We start from the raw sequence: 16,919 nt of genomic DNA on the forward strand, positions 1-16,919 counted from the left end.
GAGCCATCCATGATTCCTGGTGAGTATCAGCTGAAGGGCGGCGAGATCGAGCTCTGCGCGGGGCGCGAGCGGATCACGCTGGAGGTGGCCAATACCGGCGACCGGCCGATCCAGGTCGGCTCCCATTATCACTTCGCCGAAACCAACCCGGCGCTGGTCTTCGACCGTGCCAAGGCGCGCGGCTTTCGCCTGGACGTGGCGGCGGGAACGGCGATTCGCTTCGAGCCGGGCCAGACCCGTGACGTCACGCTGATCCCCTTTGCCGGCAGCCGGCACATCTACGGCTTCCGCGGTGAGGTGATGGGCCCGCTCTCTATCGCGCCCGCCCCCGCGCGCAAATCGTCATCCGGCGACGCAGCGAATGGAGACCCGTCATGAGCACGCCTAACAAGATCGGCCGGCAGGCCTATGCCGACATGTACGGCCCCACCGTGGGCGACCGGGTGCGCCTGGGCGACACCGAGCTGTGGATCGAGGTGGAGCGAGACGCCACCCACTACGGCGAAGAGGTGAAGTTCGGCGGCGGCAAGGTGATCCGCGACGGCATGGGTCAGAGCCAGCGCGCCGACGCCACGGTGATGGACACGGTGATCACCAACGCCTTGATTCTCGATTGGTGGGGCATCGTCAAGGCCGATGTCGGCATCCAGGCGGGCCGCATCGCGGCCATCGGCAAGGCGGGCAACCCGGACACCCAGCCCGACGTGGAGATCGTCATCGGCCCCGGCACCGAGATCATCGCCGGCGAGGGCAAGATCCTCACCGCCGGCGGCATCGACGCCCACATCCACTTCATCTGCCCCCAGCAGGTGGAGGAGGCGCTGATGAGCGGCATCACCACCATGCTCGGCGGCGGCACCGGGCCTGCCACCGGCAGCAACGCCACCACCTGCACGCCGGGCGCTTGGCACATCGGTAGAATGCTGCAGGCGGTAGACGAGCTGCCGATGAACATCGGCCTGCTCGGCAAGGGTAACGCCAGTCTGCCGGAGGCGCTCGAGGCGCAGATCGAGGCCGGGGTGATCGGCCTCAAGCTGCACGAGGACTGGGGTACCACCCCGGCCTCCATCGACACCTGCCTGAGCGTGGCCGAGCGCTACGACGTGCAGATCGCCATCCATACCGACACGCTCAACGAGTCGGGCTTCGTCGAGGACACCCTGGCTGCCTTCAAGGAGCGTGGCATCCACACCTACCACACCGAGGGCGCCGGTGGCGGTCACGCGCCGGATATTCTCATCGCCTGCTCCAAGCCCTACGTGCTGCCGTCGTCGACCAACCCGACGCGCCCCTACACGATCAACACCATCGACGAGCATCTCGACATGCTGATGGTGTGTCACCACCTCGATCCCAACATTCCCGAAGACGTGGCCTTCGCCGACTCGCGCATTCGCCGCGAGACCATCGCCGCCGAGGACATCCTCCAGGACATGGGGGTGATCTCGATGATCGCCTCGGACTCCCAGGCCATGGGGCGGGTGGGGGAGGTGGTGTGCCGCACCTGGCAGACCGCGCACAAGATGAAGGTGCAGCGCGGCCTGCTGCCGGAGGACGAGGCGCTCGGCGCCGACAACTTCCGCGCCCGGCGCTACATCGCCAAGTACACCATCAACCCGGCGATCACCCATGGCATCGCCCATGAGGTGGGCTCCATCGAGGTGGGCAAGCTGGCCGACCTGGTGCTGTGGAGCCCCGCCTTCTTCGGCGTCAAGCCGGCGCTGATCCTCAAGGCCGGCATGATTGCGGCGGCGCCGATGGGCGACCCCAACGCCTCGATCCCCACGCCGCAGCCGGTGCACTACCGCCCCATGTTCGGTGCCTTCGGCCGCGCGGCGAGCCAGAGTCGCGTGAGCTTCGTCAGCCAGGCGGCGCTGGACGCCGGCGTCGGGGAGCGGCTGGGGCTCGTGAGCCCACTGGTGGCGTGCAAGAACGTGCGCGGGGTGCGCAAGAGCGACATGAAGCTCAACGACGCCTGCCCCGAGCTCAGCGTCGATCCGCAGACCTACGAGGTGCGCTGTGACGGCGAGCTGCTGACCTGCGAGCCGGCCACCGAGCTGCCGCTGACGCAGCGCTACCACCTGTTCTGAACCATGACGACATCGCCAAGCCAGCTTGTCATCGCGAAACCTCACGTGGCCGCTGACACCACGGGCGAAGCGACGCGGTCGATCTTCATGGACGAAGATCGAGGAAAGCCGGCACAGGGATGTGCCGTCTTTCCGACCGCGGGAGCTCGCCCATGGTGTCAGGGTTTCGGTCACGTGGCGTTGAGCGAGGTCAAGGCTGGCGGCCAGCGAGGAGGCAATCGCAATGCTGAAACTGATCGAACGTCTGGGACCCATCGAGGGGCGCCAGGCCAGCGACACCCTCACGCTGCCCTATGAGCTGCGCATTCGCGGTCGGCTCAAGGCGGTCAGCGACTCCGGTCGCGAGCTGGGGCTGTTTCTCGACCGTGGCCCGGTGTTGCGCCATGGCGAGGGGCTGCGCGCCGAGAGCGGCGAGATCGTGCGGGTCAGGGCTGCCGACGAGCCGGTGGTGACCGCCCGGATCGAAGCGGGCCTGCCCCTGGCGCGGCTCGCCTACCACCTGGGCAATCGCCACGTGCAACTGGCGCTGGGCGAGGACTGGCGGGGTGGTTACGTACGCTTCCCGCCGGATCACGTGCTGGAGGAGCTGGCCGAGCTGCTGGGGGCGAGCCTGGAGCGGCACGAGGCACCTTTCGACCCCGAGCCGGGCGCCTACAACCAGCTGGGCCATGCACACGCTCATGGTCACGACCACGACCACGACCACGACCACGACCACAGCCACGACCATGAACATAGCCACAACCACGGTCATGGGCATCACCATGCCCCGTGAGGCGGCGCCCGTGAATGTCACGGCCCAGAGCGACGACCTGGCGCTGCTGGGGCTGTTGCAGCTGGTCAGCCCAGCGCTGCCGATCGGGGCCTTCGCTTTTTCCCAGGGCCTGGAGAGCGCCTTCGAGCTGGGCTGGGTAAAGGACGAGGCGAGCCTCGGCGACTGGCTGGCCGGCGTGCTCGACGACGGCCTGACCCGCTGCGAGCTGCCGGTGCTGGCGCGCCTGCAGCAGGCCTGGGCGGATGAGGATGCCGAGGCGATCGCGCAGTGGGATGGCTGGCTTGCCGCCAACCGCGAGACCGCCGAGCTGGCCGCCGAGGATTCGCGCCTGGGCGCCTCGCTGGCGCGGCTGCTGGGCAGCCTGGCGCTGCTGCCCGGCGACCGCTCGGGCGAGGCGCCCGGTCTACCGGCCGGGGTGGGCTACGTGACGGTGTTTGCCTGGGCCGCCCAGGTACGTGGGGTGGCGCCGCGCCGGGCCATGCTCGGCTTTGCCTGGGCCTGGCTCGAGAACCAGCTGGCGGTGGCCTGCAAGGCGTTGCCGCTGGGGCACACCGCTGCTCAGCGCCTGGTCGAGCGGCTGCGCCCGGCGTTGGTCGCCGCGGTGGATGAAGCCCTCGCGCTCGGTGACGACGAACTTGGCCCGGCGCTGCCCGGCCTGGCCCTGGCCAGCGCGTTGCACGAAACGCAGTACTCGAGGCTTTTTCGGAGTTGATTGTGATGAACCGTGGCGTCAGGTGAATTGGTACATGACGCACTGGGGACATGGGGAGCGCTGGCGAATCCACCTCGCGCGGCCGCTGGCATGACGGCCGAAGCGAAGCGGTCGATCTTCATGGATGAAGATCGAGGAAAGCCGGCACAGGGATGTGCCGTCTTTCCGACCGCTGAGACCGGCCGTCGGGCCAGGGTTTCGGTCGCGTGGTGTGGTGAGTCGGCGTGTTCCCATGTCCAGCCACGCTGCATTCAAGAATGAACAAGGAGTAACGACATGACACATTGCCTACGCGTCGGCGTCGGTGGCCCGGTGGGGTCCGGCAAGACGGCCCTGCTCAAGCAGCTGTGCCTGGCGCTGCGCGACCACTACGACATCGCCGTGGTGACCAACGACATCTACACCCGCGAGGATGCCGACTTCCTGCTGCGCCACGAGGCGCTGCCGGCCGACCGCATCCTCGGCGTGGAGACCGGCGGCTGCCCGCACACGGCGATCCGCGAGGATGCCTCGATGAACCTCGCCGCCATCGACGAACTGCAGGAGCGGCATCCAGGCCTGGAGCTGGTACTGGTGGAGTCCGGTGGCGACAACCTCTCGGCCACCTTCAGCCCCGAGCTTTCCGACCTGACCCTCTACGTGATCGACGTCTCCGCCGGCGACAAGATCCCGCGCAAGGGCGGCCCCGGTATCACCAAGTCGGATCTGCTGATCATCAACAAGATCGATATCGCCGAGCAGGTTCACGCCTCGCTCGAGGTGATGGAGCGCGATTCGAAGAAGATGCGCGGCGAACGCCCGTTCGTCTTCACCAATCTCTACGACGGCATCGGCCTCGAGGAGATCATCCGTTTCATTCTCGACCGCGGCATGCTGCCGGAGCGCCGGCCCCAGGCCCAGCCGGCCAGTGCCTGACGACCATTCGACTACCTTCGGCCTGGAGATCGCCATCATGAAAACGACCTGTTCATCATCCACGCAGCTGGCTCTGCTCGCGGCACCGATGCTCCTCCTCCTCGCCGGGCTGGCCGTGGCCCACCCGGGGCACGACCATACCCACGGCGGTGGTTTTGCCGCCGGCCTGGCCCACCCGCTGCTGGGGCTCGACCACCTGCTGGCGATGCTGGCGGTGGGGCTGTGGAGCCTGCGTCAGAGCCGCGCCTTCAGCCTTGCTGCGCCGGCTCTGGCCGCGGGCGGGATGCTGCTGGGAGCGGGGCTGGCCTGGGCCGGCATGGTATTGCCGGGCGTGGAGTTCGGCATCGCCATGTCGGTATTGCTGGCAGGGGTGCTGATCGCGGCGCTGGTCAAGGTGCCCACGCTGGTGGGGGCGGGTGTGGTCGTGCTGTTCATGCTGTTCCACGGCCATGCCCATGGCAGCGAGATGCCCCACGGTGCCTCCATGCTGGCCTATCTGGCCGGCTTCACCCTGGCGACGCTGGCCATCACCTACGCAGGGCGTGCGGCGGGGGCGTTCCTGATGGCGCGTGAGAACCGTATCCTGCGGGCGCTGGGCGTTGCGATCGCCGCTGCAGGGGCGCTGTTCGCCTTCGGCTGATACTCGGTCGTCAGCGCCGCCCTGGGCTCATGCCGGGGGCGGCGCTATATCAAAAAGTTGACATGGAAGGCTCAACCGCGCAGCTTGAAAAGAAAATAGCTAGGAGAGGCGTATGGATACGCTTTGGTTGGCGCTCAAGATCGTCGTCACGCTGCTGGTTGTGATTCTTTTCGTGCAGAACATCGTGCTGGTCGAAGTGCGTTTCCTGACGTGGAGTGCCCGCATTCCGCTGGCGCTTCTGCTGCTGGGTATCTATCTATTCGGCATGCTCAGCGGCAAGTCGCTGTTCCATCTGCTGAGCCGACTGCGCAAGGATCGCCAGCGATCTACGAGGTGAGCCGGGTGGTGAATCGACTTTCTGCCGTTGCTCTGCATCGCCTTGCCTCGCTGTTTGCCTTCATGCTGCTGATCGTTCTTGCGCTACAGGCAGGAAGGGCTCAGCAAGCCCTGCTTGTCACCCATGAAGCGGTCGATGAAGGCCTCGCGCTGATCACGGCCATCCAGGATCTCCAAGTCTCCCTGCTCGAAGTGGAAACTGGCGAGCGGGGTTTCGTCATTACTGGGCGCAGCGACTATCTGGTGCCTTACCAGAGCGCTCGGCAGCGGCTCGACGCCGAGCGCAGCTTGCTACTCGAACGGCTGGAAGCGAAACAGCGCCTATCGAATGATCGGTTGTCCCAGCTTGCGGCATTGATCGAGCGCCGGGTGAGTATTGCCGAGAACAACATTGCCGTGCGTGGGAGCGACGGGTTGGAAGCGGCCGCATTGCGGCTTCTGGCTGCCGGAGGGCGTCAGACCATGGCGCAAATTCACGGCATCCTCGACCCCCTCAAACGGGACGAGCGTGAGCGGCTGGCCGTACAGAGTGCGCGTGCCGCTGAGCAGGCTGCTCGGGCAAGAACGGTGGGCATCATCGGGATCGTGTTCGTGGTGATCCTCTTTTTGGCGGCCTTTGGTGCCCTGAATCGCGTGCTCACCATTCGACGCCTGTTGCTCGAACGTGCCGAGCATCGCGAGGCAAGGCTCCATGCTCTTCTACACGCCATGCCTGATGACCTCTATGTGATCGATCATGATAGGCGTGTCCTGCGACTGGTGGGGGATATGCCAGTTTCGGAAGCTTTCGTGCGTGAATTACACGAGCATCTGGAGAGCAGCGGTACCGAAGAGCTGCTGCATAGTTTCGTCTGGCATGACCCATACGATGCCGAGTTTGAAGTACGCATGCTTCCTACCTGGGACGATGAGCATCTTGTGATCGCTCGCAACATCACTCAGCGTCGGGAGATGGAGCGCATGAAGGCAGAATTCATCGCTACCGTCAGCCATGAGCTGCGTACCCCGCTCACGGCGGTGAAAGGGGCATTGAGCATGCTGCAGCAGGGTTACGCAGGTGAATTGACTGACGATGCTAGGCTGTTAGTACAGGTGGCCGATAAGAATGGTCAGCGTTTGGTGCGTCTGATTGATGACATACTCGATATCGAAAAGCTTGAAGCAGGTCAGCTGAAGGTTCACCTGCAGCAGGTTGATCTGCTGGCACTGGTCGAACAGGCGTTGGTCGACAACGCGCCGTATGCCGAGAGCTTTGGCGTCAAGCTGCAGCATGAATTTGTCGTAACCCAAGCTGAGCTCGAGCTGGATCCGCATCGTTTTTCCCAGGTGCTTGCCAATCTGATTTCCAATGCCTGCAAGCACTCTCCGGCAGGCGCCACCGTGACCATTATCGTCAGGTTGGTGAAACATGCGGGGGCCGACTGGTGGGAGGTGGCGGTGTCTGACAGCGGCGATGGAATTCCGCTGGAGTTTCAACCGCGCGTGTTCGAGCGTTTCGCCCAGGCGGATAGCTCAGATCGCAGACGCAGCGGCGGCACTGGACTCGGCTTGGCGATCACTCGAGGCCTGGTCCATGCCATGGGCGGTGAGATCGGGTTTACCTCGGTGCCTAAGGCCGGTACGGAGTTCCAGGTGCGCTTTCCTGCCTTGCCTAAGGACGGTCGATACACAAAACAAGCTAAGGAATCGACATGATGACCACGAGCGATCACAAGCCCCGAATCCTGTTAGCGGAGGACGAGGAGGATGTTGCCTTTCTGATTCGCTTTCTACTCGAGCGCCAGGGATTCGTGGTGGAGCACGCGCCAGACGGTCGTCAGGCGATCGAACTCCTCTCCGACACCCCCCCGGTCGATTTGGCGCTGCTCGACATCATGCTGCCCTACCATGACGGCCTTGAAGTACTGGAGCACCTGCGCCGACTGCCGGCCTGGCAGGACGTGCCTGTTATCATGCTCACCGCCAAGGCGCGTGAGACTGACGTGGTACGGGCCCTGGAGCTCGGTGCCGATGATTACGTGACCAAGCCGTTCCAGCCGGAGGAGCTGCTGGCTCGGCTGCGTCGTTTCATGAGGAGGCGTTGATGCAAGGTAGGGTGGATGCCCGATCTGCTGTCGTGCGGGGGCTGATCGGGGCGCTGCTGCTCGTGTCGACGCTCTCCAGCGCTGCACAGGCTCAGGAGCGGCGCACCGAAGTGGAAGCTTCGCTGCGCTACGATGCGCTGGACAGCGGTTTCGACGACTGGCTGACCCAGCGGCTCGATGTGCAGTCGACCCAGCGGGGCGAACCGACCTGGTACGGGGCACTGCACCGGGAGCGTCGCTATGGCACGTGGGATGAAGCACTGCTAGCGGGGGCTGCCGTGCCCTTGGGCGAGGCCTGGGTCGTGCAGCCCGAGGTGGGGCGCACGTTTTCGGCCGATTTTCTTGCCCGATGGCATGCCGACCTGCGCGTTCAGCGCGTGCTGGGGGGAGGCTACGTGGGCAGTGCCAGCCTGCGGCGCACCCGCTACGCGGGCTCCCAGGTCGACAGGCTGGCCCTGGGCATGGAGCGCTACTGGGGCAACTGGCGCGGTGCCTACACCCTCAATGTCAGTGACGTGGATGTGGCCGGCACCCCGGTAGGGCATGCGGTTGCGCTGGATTACTACTACGGCGAACGCAGTTCGGTGGGGGTGCGCGGCGCCCTGGGTCGTGAGGAAGAGGGACTGCCCGGCGGCGAGGTGGCGACCACGGATGTGGCCTCCGCGGCGCTGCTTGGTCGCCACTGGTTCGAAGAGAATTGGGCGCTGAGCTGGGAGCTCGGGGCGATCCGTCAGGGTGATCTCTACGACCGCTTCGGCGTTCAGCTGGGTGTGAGATATGCCTTCTGAGCTGGCGGCACTGCCGCAGTTGCTGTACCAGGCAGTTCAAGTCTTGACCACGCCGCCCGAGGACCCGGTGCTGCGTTTTGCCGTCTACAGCGCCATGGCGCTGGCCGCATTGACCCTGGCGGTCATGCTGCAGGTGCTGGTGCTGACCGAGCTGGCCAGCCGGCGCGAGCGTCGCCGCCAGGCGTTCACCGAGCAGTGGCGGCCGCGTCTCGCTGCATGGAGCATGGCGCATGGCGATGCGCTGCCCTGGCCGCCACGCGGCAGGCAGCAGGAGATCTGGTTCATGTTGCTGTGGCTGCGGCTGCGACGCCAGGTACGTGGGCCGTCGCAGCAGCGCCTCAATGCGCTCTTCGAAGGCATCGGCATGAGCAGTCGCGTGGTGAGGCTGCTGCGTGGACGTGGCGTCCATCGGCGGCTGCTCTCGCTAAGCTGTCTGCAATACCTGGCTGATACGCGCTACTGGGCGGAGGTGACGCCGCTGGTGGACGACAGCAACCCGGTGGTGGCGCTGACCGCGGCGCAAACCCTGGTGGCGATGGATTCTGACCGCGCTATGCAGCGCATCATCCCGCTGGTAGAGCTGCGCCACGACTGGGCTCTACCACGTCTCGAGGCGCTGTGTCGTCAGGCTGGCCCGGCGTCAGTCAGCGGCCCTCTGCTATCGCAACTCGTCGAAGGAGAAGATCCACCGCTACGTCTGACATCGCTGTTGGTCTGGGCGGAGCCTAATCGTGTGGCCCCCTGGGCCAGTCGCCTGCTTGCCGAGGGCTTCAGTACACAGGAAGGAAGGGAGGTTTCCCTCTGTGCCGCCTTGAGCTGTCTGGGGAAGCGCCGTGATCCGCGTGACAGGGCGCTACTCCTGCGCTGGTTGGAGGCCAGCTCCCCTCAGGTCCGCTTGGCGGCGGTTCAGGCGCTGCGTCGCCAAGCGGGGCCGGATGAGGTTCCTTTTCTCCTCGAGCGGTTGGCCGACGCCAGCTGGTGGGTGCGTCAGGCTGCCGCTGATGCCCTGGTCGAGCTGCCTGGTATGGCTGACGCCGACATTGAGGCCTGGCTGCAAGACGTGACGGATCGCTATGGGCAGGATGCCCTGAGGCGAGCCATTGCCGAGCGGCGTCGTTGAGGAGAGCGCATGGGCATCGATTGGGTGTGGTGGGGGCAGGTCGGTTTCATCGGTTATTTCATTTTGCTCAACGGCGGTTATCTGGCGCTCAATCTGCTCTCGATGGTGAGCCTGCGGCGCTACATGCGCCAGCGCGCTGAACTGGGGGAGCTGGCGCCCTATCTGGGGCTCGAGCCCGCCGTGTCGATACTGGTGCCTGCCTACAACGAGGCGGCCACCATACGCACCTCGCTGCTCTCGCTGCTGCAGCTGCAGTACCCCGAGTTCGAGCTCGTAGTGATCAACGATGGTTCCAAGGATGAGACCCTGGCGGTGCTGGTCGAGGCCTTCGAGCTTGAGCCATATCCTGAGCCGCTGCGACGCAGCGTGCCGCATCAGGAGGTTCGGGGCATCTACCGCTCCCGTCGCTACCCCAACCTGAAGGTGATCGACAAGGCCAACGGCGGCAAGGCCGATGCGCTGAATGCCGGGATCAATGCTGCCCGCCATGGACTGTTCTGTGCCGTGGATGCGGACTCCATCCTGCAGCGCGACAGCCTGCTGCGTGTGGTCCAGCCGTTTCTTGAGGACGAGCGCACCGTGGCCGCGGGCGGGACGGTGCGCATTGCCAACGGCTCGACGGTCCGCGGTGGCTTTCTGCTCGAGGCGGGAATCCCGGATAGCCTGCTGGCACGCTTCCAGATCGTCGAGTACCTCAGGGCGTTCCTGTTCGGCAGGCTGGGCTGGTCGCCGCTCAATGCGGTGCTGATCATCTCCGGAGCCTTCGGCCTGTTCGACCGTGAGCGTGTGGCCGAGGTGGGCGGCTACAGCACCACCACGGTGGGAGAGGACATGGAGCTGGTGGTGCGCCTGCATCGCTACCACCGCGAGCGCAAGATTCCCTATCGCATTCGCTACCTGCCCGATCCCATCTGCTGGACCGAGGCGCCGGAGGATCTGGGGACGCTGGGTCGCCAGCGCAGCCGCTGGCAGCGCGGGTTGGCGGAAAGCCTGAGCCGTCATGTGCGGCTGGCGTTCGGCCGGCGGGGCGGTGCGCCGGGGCGCCTGGCGTGGCCGTTCATGGCGCTGTTCGAATGGCTGGGGCCGCTGGTCGAACTGGCCGGCTACGCTTTCATGTTCGGCGGATTCGCCATGGGAATCATCTCGCCGGTGGCCCTGACCGTGTTCCTGCTGGTGGCTATCGGCATGGGCATCCTGCTGTCGGTCAACGGTCTGCTGCTGGAAACCCTGTCGTTTCGTGTCTACCAGAGGCGCCGGGACATGCTGCGGCTGTTTCTCGTCGCCGTGCTGGAGAACTTCGGCTATCGCCAGCTCAACACGCTGTGGCGCTGCCGCGGCCTGTGGCAGTGGTTTGCGCGGCGCAAGCACCAGTGGGGGGTGATGAAGCGCAGCGGCCAGTGGGGGCAGTAAGCCGTTAGTCCACCCGCGATACCGGCTGGCGTCGAGGGTCGACATACCACGGCAGGCCCCGCCTGGCGTTGTGCTCGAGTTCGGCGATCACCTGGGCGCCCAGCAGCAGGATCACGGCACCGATTTCCAGCGTGAGCAGCACTACGATCAGCGTGGCAAGCGAGCCGTAGACGACGTTGACGAACGAGAGGTTGGCAAAATAGAACATCAGCAGCAGGCGTACCCCTTCCCACAGCAGGGCGGCTACGAACCCGCCCACCACCGCCCGCCGGAGTGCGATGTTGACCACCGGCAGCACCTTGTAGATGGCGCTGAAGAGCAGGAACACGCCGATGAAGCTGAACAGGTTGAGCAGCGGGTCGGAGAGACCGGCGAAAGGCATGTGGCGCCCGACGATAGCCAGCCACAGCGCATCGATGGCCGCGGCCAGGCTCGCCAGCAGGGTAAGGGCCAGCAGGCCGGCACCCAGTACCAGCATGAACAGATAGGGCAGCAGCACCGACACCCACAGGCTGCGCTTTTGCGGCACTTCCGGCGCATGGAAGATGATCGCCAGCGCGTCTTCCAGCATGCGAAACACGAAGGAGCTGAACACCAGCAGCACCACGATGCCGAACAGGCCGATCATGTCTCGCGAGTCGAGCAGGGCGCGTACCGCGTCGAGCAAGACTTCGGCATGGGTTGGGGCGAGGTGCTGCACCTGCACGCCGATCACTTCGAGCAGCAGGGCCTCGTTGAACACCTGGGTCAACAGCACGGTCAGCAGGGCGAACAGCGGAACGATGGAAAGCAGGATGTTGTAGCCGACGCCACCGGCCAGCAGCAGCCCCCGATTGCGCAGAAAGGCGGCCAGCACGCGCCAGAGAAAGCGCGCCACATGCGGCATCAGGACCAGCAACGCGCTGAATCGGGTCATGCGGACGGTAACTCCCTGTATGCGTTTTGGCCCATTTTGAATCCGTATTGGAACTCAGGCTTTAATCCTTTCCTGAACAAGGTATTACCGAACCCGGAGGCTCACAAGCGAGCCGCTTCGCTGGATGGATGCTGAAGGTTCGCTACACTGGTGGCTGACGGCAGGCGTGGCGCTTGCCATGCCGGCCCCCGTTCATCCGGACAGCAAGGAGAGCTGTAATGCGCAATATCATCTATATCATTGGCCTGATCGTCGTGGTTCTGTTCATCCTGTCGATGCTGGGCCTGCGCTGACACGGAGCGACACTGCCCTACCCGGAGTTCATGGCCGGTGCGGTAATCCCGCCCGGCCATGCTTTTGACTGGCCGTGTGATCGGCAAGGGGGGCTGATAGCGGGTCACCGTCATGTTCCGTTCTGTGTCTCGGTTTGCAGCAGGAGGCTCACGATGCGATGCAGCTGCTCCTGCGAGAAACGTTGGCCCGCGGTGTCGGGGTGCGGGTCGGCGGTGAACACGACGGTCAAGGCACGGGCGGGAATCACATAGAGCCCCTGGCCGCCGAAGCCTCGCCCATAGTAGACCGGCGTATCCTCCAGGGTGGTGATGAACCAGCCGTATCCATAGCGGTCCCCCGTCCAGCGTGACGTGCCACGAGGCTGCCAGGAAGCTTCCACCCAACCCTCGGGCAGCACCCGTGTATCGCCGATCTTTCCATCGTGCCGATACAGCTCGCCAAGGGCGATCAAGGCATGAGGCGAGAGCGCCATGTCGTTGCCCCCGAAATAGATACCCTGTGGGTCGCGAGGCCAGGCTGGAAGGGTGATGCCGAGCGGCTCGCCCAGCAGGCGCCTGGCCAGGGCCAGGGTGCTTTCGCCGCTGGCCTGGGTCAGCGCTGCCGAAAGGATATGGCTGCTGCCGGTGGAGTAGAGCATCTCACCCCCGGGCCGATCAACGAAGGGGCGGGAGAGGGCATTGGCCACCCAGTTCCGGCTCGCCACCCACCCCCCGTAGTGGCGCCCCGAGGTGGGCTCCAACCCGGCCTGGAGCGACAGCAGGTGTCCTACGGTGATCTCTTCGACGCGAGGATCGCTATCATCGGGTACCAAGGGGCCAAGCAGCTCGACGACGGGCTGGTCGACGCCGGTAATCAGCCCGTCGGCGATGGCGGCTCCGGTCAGGGCGGCCAGTACAGTCTTGGACAAGGACTTGATATTGACCGGCTGGGTAGCGGGAGGGCCGTTGTAGGTCTGCTCCAGTACGATCTCGCCCTGTTCGGCCACGACCAGGGTATGCAGGCGCTCGATGCGTTTGGCCGCTTCGCTCGTGCGGGTCAGGATGCTGTGGCTCAGGCGCTCGGCGGCATGCACCGGAGCGGTGGTAACCGCGAGTCCCGCAAGGAGCAGGCCCGCCAGGGCCAGGGGAAGCAGAGCCCGGGACAAATGGACTCGATGCAACGCGCTTACGCTTGGGCTCGACATGCTGTGTCCTCCTTGGTCACATCCGGTCACGGTGCCTTGTGCCGATGTCGCCTTGCAGTTACCCGGTTCCTACTGCCATCTTGTGCCGGAAGAGGCATTCTGACAACTGAACGAACGGGGTTGCCATGGGCCATGATCTCCGCTTCCTGCTGCTGCTGACACTGCTGCTGGTTGGCTGTGCCGGGCGCGTATCCCCGCCGCCCGTGGATACGCTCGAGGCGCCTGTCGAGATCTTTCTGTTGGACCATGGTCGCCATGCGAGCCTGGTCATGCCTCATCGAGAAGGGGGGGTGGCCCGGTACAGCTATGGCGAATGGAAGTGGTATGTCGAAGGCAGGCAAGGCGTTTGGCGCGGGGTTGCTGCCATGCTTTGGCCGACCCGCAGCGGCATCGGACGGACCCAACACGGTGACATCGACTCGCCCCATTCCCATCTTGATCGGCTGGCACCCGAGGGCATCGAGACGATCTATTCCCTGCAGGCCGACGCCGAGCTTGTCATAGCGCTGCAGCAGTCCCTGGATACGCACTTCGCACGGGCGCGCATGGAGCCTGTCTTCAGCGAGGATTACGGACTGTATTTCGTGCCCTACCCACGGGACTACTCCGCGCTTCATCAATCGAATCTGGTGGTTGCCCAATGGTTGCGCCAACTGGATGTCGAGGTGAAGGGGTCTCCCTGGCTCTCCAACTGGCGCATCGAAGCCGCGCCCTGACCGGCACAGGCTCCCCCGGAGGCGCCTTGCCGCAGCTTTCGCCCGGCCACTTCGCTATGTATGCTGACTGTGAACACAACAGCGCTGCCGCCCCTGCGCGGTAAGCTCATATCGACCAGCAAGAGGGACTTGCCCAATGTCGGAGACAACCGAGAGCCCACTCTACAAGGACAGGCGCGTCATGGGGGTGGTGGCTGTAGCGATTCTTGCCATTCTTTGGGCGATCTTTGCCCATAACAGTGCCAGCAACCAGCGTGAGCGCAGTGCCGTTCTCGAAGAGCAATTGGCCGCCGCCCAGTCAGAGCAGCGTCGCCTGGTGGCGGAACTGAGCGAGCGCGATCAGGCAGGCGAGGATATCGCTGCCCTGCAGGCCCGCCTCGATGACCTCGAGCAGCAGCGCCAGGCGGCGGAAGACGCCATGCGAGAAGAACAGGAGGCTGCACGCGCCCAGCTCGAGCAGCTGCAGGCCGAGGCGCAGCAGGCCCAGCAGCAGCTTGAAGAGCTGCAGGGGCAGCGCGGTGAGCTCGACGCTGAAGTGGAGTCGCGTCAGGCTGAAATTACCGAGATGGAGCAAACGGTTACACAGCTGCGCAGCGACTACGAAACGGTCGATCAAGCGCGCAGCGATGCCCAGACGGCTCGCCAGGATGCCGAGGATGCGCGTCAGGAAGCCGAAGCCGCTCGCCAGGCCGTCGAGGAAGAGCGCCAGCAGGCCGAGGCCGCCCGCCGCGAAGCAGAAGAGCAGCGTGAGCAGGCTGAGTCGAGCCTGCAGGAGTTGCGCCAGGAGACCGAGGCGGCCCAGCAGCGTTTCGATGCGCTGAGCGAGGCGCTCAATGAGCGTGAGCAGACCTTGCAGGCGATGGAAAATGACATCGAGGCGCTGGAAGCCTGGCGCACCGAGGTTGAGCGTGAGGTTGGCAACGTTAGGGATGAGCGCAGCGCCGCCATGAGCGAGCTGGAGGAGACCCGTCAGGAACAGGAGTCGCTGGCCGGCGAGATCGAGGAGGGGCGCAGCCAGCTAGAGGAGCTCGAGCGTCAGATCGAGCGTCGCGAGCAGCAGCTGCAGCAGCTCGAGACCCAGTTGGCCCAGTGGCGTGAAGCGTTGGCCGAGCTGGAGCTGCCGGCACAGCAGAACCTGCAGCAGCAGGGCGAGCAGGGCGAGCAGGGCGAGCAGGGCCAGCAGCAGGGCGAGCAGGGCCAGCAGCAGGGCGAGCAGCGCCAGCAGCAGGGCGAGCAGGGCCAGCAAGAGCAGGAGCCGCAGGCCCAGCAGCAACAAACCGAGGCAGCCGCCGAGCGCGGTTGATTCGTCCAGCGGAACACGATGCGGCGGGCTTCGGCTCGCCGCATCGTCGTTTCAGGCCAAGGCTAATGGGCCCTCGGCGAGGGGCCAGGCACGTTATACTGTCGCCAGAGCAAGGCACGTACGCGCCTGTAAGGCACGTTGCCAACGTAGCAACCAAGGAGTCAGTCGTGATCGAAGGGGTCAAGCATATCGTGGCCGTGGCATCCGGCAAGGGTGGTGTCGGCAAGTCCACCGTTACCGTGAACCTGGCGCTGGCCATGGTGGCCGAGGGCTACCGCGTCGGCATTCTGGATGCCGATATCCATGGCCCAAGCCAGGCCCAGATGCTGGGCGTACCGGAAGGCGTGCGCCCTCAGCAGGCCGGCGAGAACAAGTTTCGGCCACTGGAGACTCATGGCGTACAGGCCATGTCGATGGCCTTCATGGTCGACACGCGCGAACCCATGGTCTGGCGCGGCCCGATGGTGGCGGGAGCCTTTCAGCAGCTGCTGACCCAGACTGCCTGGCAGGATCTCGATGTGCTGTTCATCGACATGCCGCCGGGCACCGGGGACATCCAGCTTACCCTGGCGCAAAAGGTGCCGGTAGATGGTGCGGTCATCGTCACGACCCCACAGGACATCGCCCTGCTCGACGCGCGCAAGGGCATCGAGATGTTCCGCAAGGTCAACGTGCCGGTGCTGGGCGTGGTGGAGAACATGAGCCTGCACGTGTGCTCCAACTGCGGGCACGCCGAGCCGATCTTTGGCGAGGGCGGCGGCGAGCGCATCGCCGGCGAATACGATACCCGTGTGCTGGGCAGGCTGCCGCTGGCGCTGTCGATTCGCGAGCAGGCGGATGGCGGCAGGCCCACGGTAATTGCCGAGCCGGAGGGAGAGGTAACCGCCACCTTCCGCGACATGGCACGCCAGATCGCCGACACGCTGCAGGGGCACTCGCCCGAAGCAGGGCCGAGCATCTCGTTCAGCGACTGAGCGGCAACGGTGGCGTGGCCGTGACGCCCGCCTGCGGGGCCGCTATCATGGCGGCCCCACATCTATCATTCTTCGGCACTTCTTTCAGGACGTCCCATGAGCATCAAACCCGACAGCTGGATCCGCCGCATGGCCGAGCGGGAAGGCATGATTGAACCCTTCGAAGCCGACCAGGTGCGTTACGTGAACGATCAGCGGGTGATTTCCTACGGGACCTCCAGTTACGGTTACGACGTACGCTGTGCCGATGAATTCAAGGTGTTTACCAACATCCACTCCGCGGTGGTCGATCCGAAGAACTTCGATGAGAAGAGCTTCGTCGACATCAAGGGCGACGTCTGCATCATTCCACCCAACTCCTTTGCGCTGGCGCGCACTGTGGAGTACTTCCGTATCCCGCGCAGCGTGCTGACCATCTGCCTGGGCAAGTCGACTTACGCTCGCTGCGGCATCATCGTCAACGTGACGCCGCTGGAGCCGGAATGGGAAGGGCATGTGACCCTGGAGTTTTCCAACACCACCAACCTGCCGGCCAAGATCTACGCCAACGAGGGCGTGGCTCAGATGCTGTTCCTGGAGTCGGACGAGGTGTGTGAGGTTTCCTACAAGGACCGCGGCGGCAAGTATATGGGGCAGAGGGGAGTGACTCTGCCCCGTACCTAA

Annotated in this window: 18 protein-coding genes; 16 read left to right on the forward strand and 2 right to left on the reverse strand. The window is 65.0% G+C overall.

Annotated features, from left to right (window positions below):
* Positions 1-9: 9 nt before the first annotated feature.
* The 12 genes from ACT7B3_RS06785 to ACT7B3_RS06840 all read left to right on the forward strand — a co-directional run bounded on the left by ACT7B3_RS06785 (position 10) and on the right by ACT7B3_RS06840 (position 10,870).
* Positions 10-378 (forward strand): urease subunit beta, encoded by a 369-nt coding sequence (locus ACT7B3_RS06785; RefSeq protein WP_444677898.1) that lies wholly within the window; start codon positions 10-12, stop codon positions 376-378.
* Positions 375-2,090: an urease subunit alpha gene (gene ureC / locus ACT7B3_RS06790; RefSeq protein ID WP_445157329.1), complete on the forward strand. Its 1,716-nt coding sequence runs from the start codon at positions 375-377 to the stop codon at positions 2,088-2,090. Before ACT7B3_RS06785 ends, ureC begins: the two co-directional genes overlap by 4 nt.
* Positions 2,091-2,313: 223 nt before the next feature.
* Positions 2,314-2,865: an urease accessory protein UreE gene (gene ureE, locus ACT7B3_RS06795; RefSeq protein WP_445157330.1), complete on the forward strand. Its 552-nt coding sequence runs from the start codon at positions 2,314-2,316 to the stop codon at positions 2,863-2,865.
* The gene (locus ACT7B3_RS06800; protein WP_445158852.1) at positions 2,843-3,577 is read left to right on the forward strand and encodes an urease accessory protein UreF; all 735 of its coding nucleotides are present in this window, start codon (positions 2,843-2,845) and stop codon (positions 3,575-3,577) included. Before ureE ends, ACT7B3_RS06800 begins: the two co-directional genes overlap by 23 nt.
* A gap of 276 nt (positions 3,578-3,853) precedes the next feature.
* Positions 3,854-4,492, forward strand: a complete 639-nt coding sequence (gene ureG / locus ACT7B3_RS06805) for an urease accessory protein UreG (RefSeq protein WP_444677895.1) — start codon at positions 3,854-3,856, stop codon at positions 4,490-4,492.
* A 37-nt stretch (positions 4,493-4,529) separates the two neighbouring features.
* Complete coding sequence (locus tag ACT7B3_RS06810; RefSeq protein WP_445157331.1) at positions 4,530-5,132, forward strand: HupE/UreJ family protein; 603 nt, start codon at positions 4,530-4,532, stop codon at positions 5,130-5,132.
* A gap of 112 nt (positions 5,133-5,244) precedes the next feature.
* Positions 5,245-5,469 carry a lipopolysaccharide assembly protein LapA domain-containing protein gene (locus tag ACT7B3_RS06815; protein WP_444677893.1) on the forward strand — a complete coding sequence of 75 codons (225 nt, stop codon included), beginning with the start codon at positions 5,245-5,247 and terminating at the stop codon, positions 5,467-5,469.
* Positions 5,470-5,477: 8 nt separating this feature from the next.
* Positions 5,478-7,163, forward strand: coding sequence for a sensor histidine kinase (locus ACT7B3_RS06820; RefSeq protein WP_445157332.1), 1,686 nt, complete (start codon positions 5,478-5,480; stop codon positions 7,161-7,163).
* Entirely contained in the window at positions 7,160-7,552 is a 393-nt protein-coding gene (locus ACT7B3_RS06825) for a response regulator transcription factor (protein WP_445157333.1), read from the forward strand. Before ACT7B3_RS06820 ends, ACT7B3_RS06825 begins: the two co-directional genes overlap by 4 nt.
* Positions 7,552-8,340 (forward strand): YaiO family outer membrane beta-barrel protein, encoded by a 789-nt coding sequence (locus ACT7B3_RS06830; protein ID WP_445157334.1) that lies wholly within the window; start codon positions 7,552-7,554, stop codon positions 8,338-8,340. Before ACT7B3_RS06825 ends, ACT7B3_RS06830 begins: the two co-directional genes overlap by 1 nt.
* A complete protein-coding gene (locus ACT7B3_RS06835) occupies positions 8,330-9,460 on the forward strand; it encodes a HEAT repeat domain-containing protein (RefSeq protein ID WP_445157335.1) in 1,131 nt (376 codons plus the stop codon). The genes ACT7B3_RS06830 and ACT7B3_RS06835 overlap by 11 nt, the downstream gene beginning before the upstream one ends.
* Positions 9,461-9,469: 9 nt before the next feature.
* Entirely contained in the window at positions 9,470-10,870 is a 1,401-nt protein-coding gene (locus tag ACT7B3_RS06840) for a glycosyltransferase family 2 protein (RefSeq protein WP_445157336.1), read from the forward strand.
* 4 nt (positions 10,871-10,874) lie between these two features.
* On the opposite strand, the gene ACT7B3_RS06845 is transcribed toward ACT7B3_RS06840, so the two are convergent.
* Positions 10,875-11,786 carry a YihY/virulence factor BrkB family protein gene (locus tag ACT7B3_RS06845; protein WP_445157337.1) on the reverse strand — a complete coding sequence of 304 codons (912 nt, stop codon included), beginning with the start codon at positions 11,784-11,786 and terminating at the stop codon, positions 10,875-10,877.
* 403 nt (positions 11,787-12,189) lie between these two features.
* A complete protein-coding gene (locus tag ACT7B3_RS06850; RefSeq protein ID WP_445157338.1) occupies positions 12,190-13,224 on the reverse strand; it encodes a serine hydrolase domain-containing protein in 1,035 nt (344 codons plus the stop codon).
* A gap of 164 nt (positions 13,225-13,388) precedes the next feature.
* Between ACT7B3_RS06850 and ACT7B3_RS06855 the strand changes: the two genes are divergently transcribed.
* The 4 genes from ACT7B3_RS06855 to dcd all read left to right on the forward strand — a co-directional run bounded on the left by ACT7B3_RS06855 (position 13,389) and on the right by dcd (position 16,919).
* Entirely contained in the window at positions 13,389-13,979 is a 591-nt protein-coding gene (locus tag ACT7B3_RS06855; RefSeq protein ID WP_445157339.1) for a hypothetical protein, read from the forward strand.
* Positions 13,980-14,115: 136 nt separating this feature from the next.
* Positions 14,116-15,282 (forward strand): hypothetical protein, encoded by a 1,167-nt coding sequence (locus ACT7B3_RS06860; RefSeq protein WP_445157340.1) that lies wholly within the window; start codon positions 14,116-14,118, stop codon positions 15,280-15,282.
* A 170-nt stretch (positions 15,283-15,452) separates the two neighbouring features.
* Positions 15,453-16,256 carry an iron-sulfur cluster carrier protein ApbC gene (gene apbC / locus ACT7B3_RS06865; RefSeq protein WP_445158853.1) on the forward strand — a complete coding sequence of 268 codons (804 nt, stop codon included), beginning with the start codon at positions 15,453-15,455 and terminating at the stop codon, positions 16,254-16,256.
* 96 nt (positions 16,257-16,352) lie between these two features.
* The gene (gene dcd, locus ACT7B3_RS06870) at positions 16,353-16,919 is read left to right on the forward strand and encodes a dCTP deaminase (RefSeq protein WP_444677881.1); all 567 of its coding nucleotides are present in this window, start codon (positions 16,353-16,355) and stop codon (positions 16,917-16,919) included.

Source organism: Halomonas sp. E14, assembly GCF_052568415.1.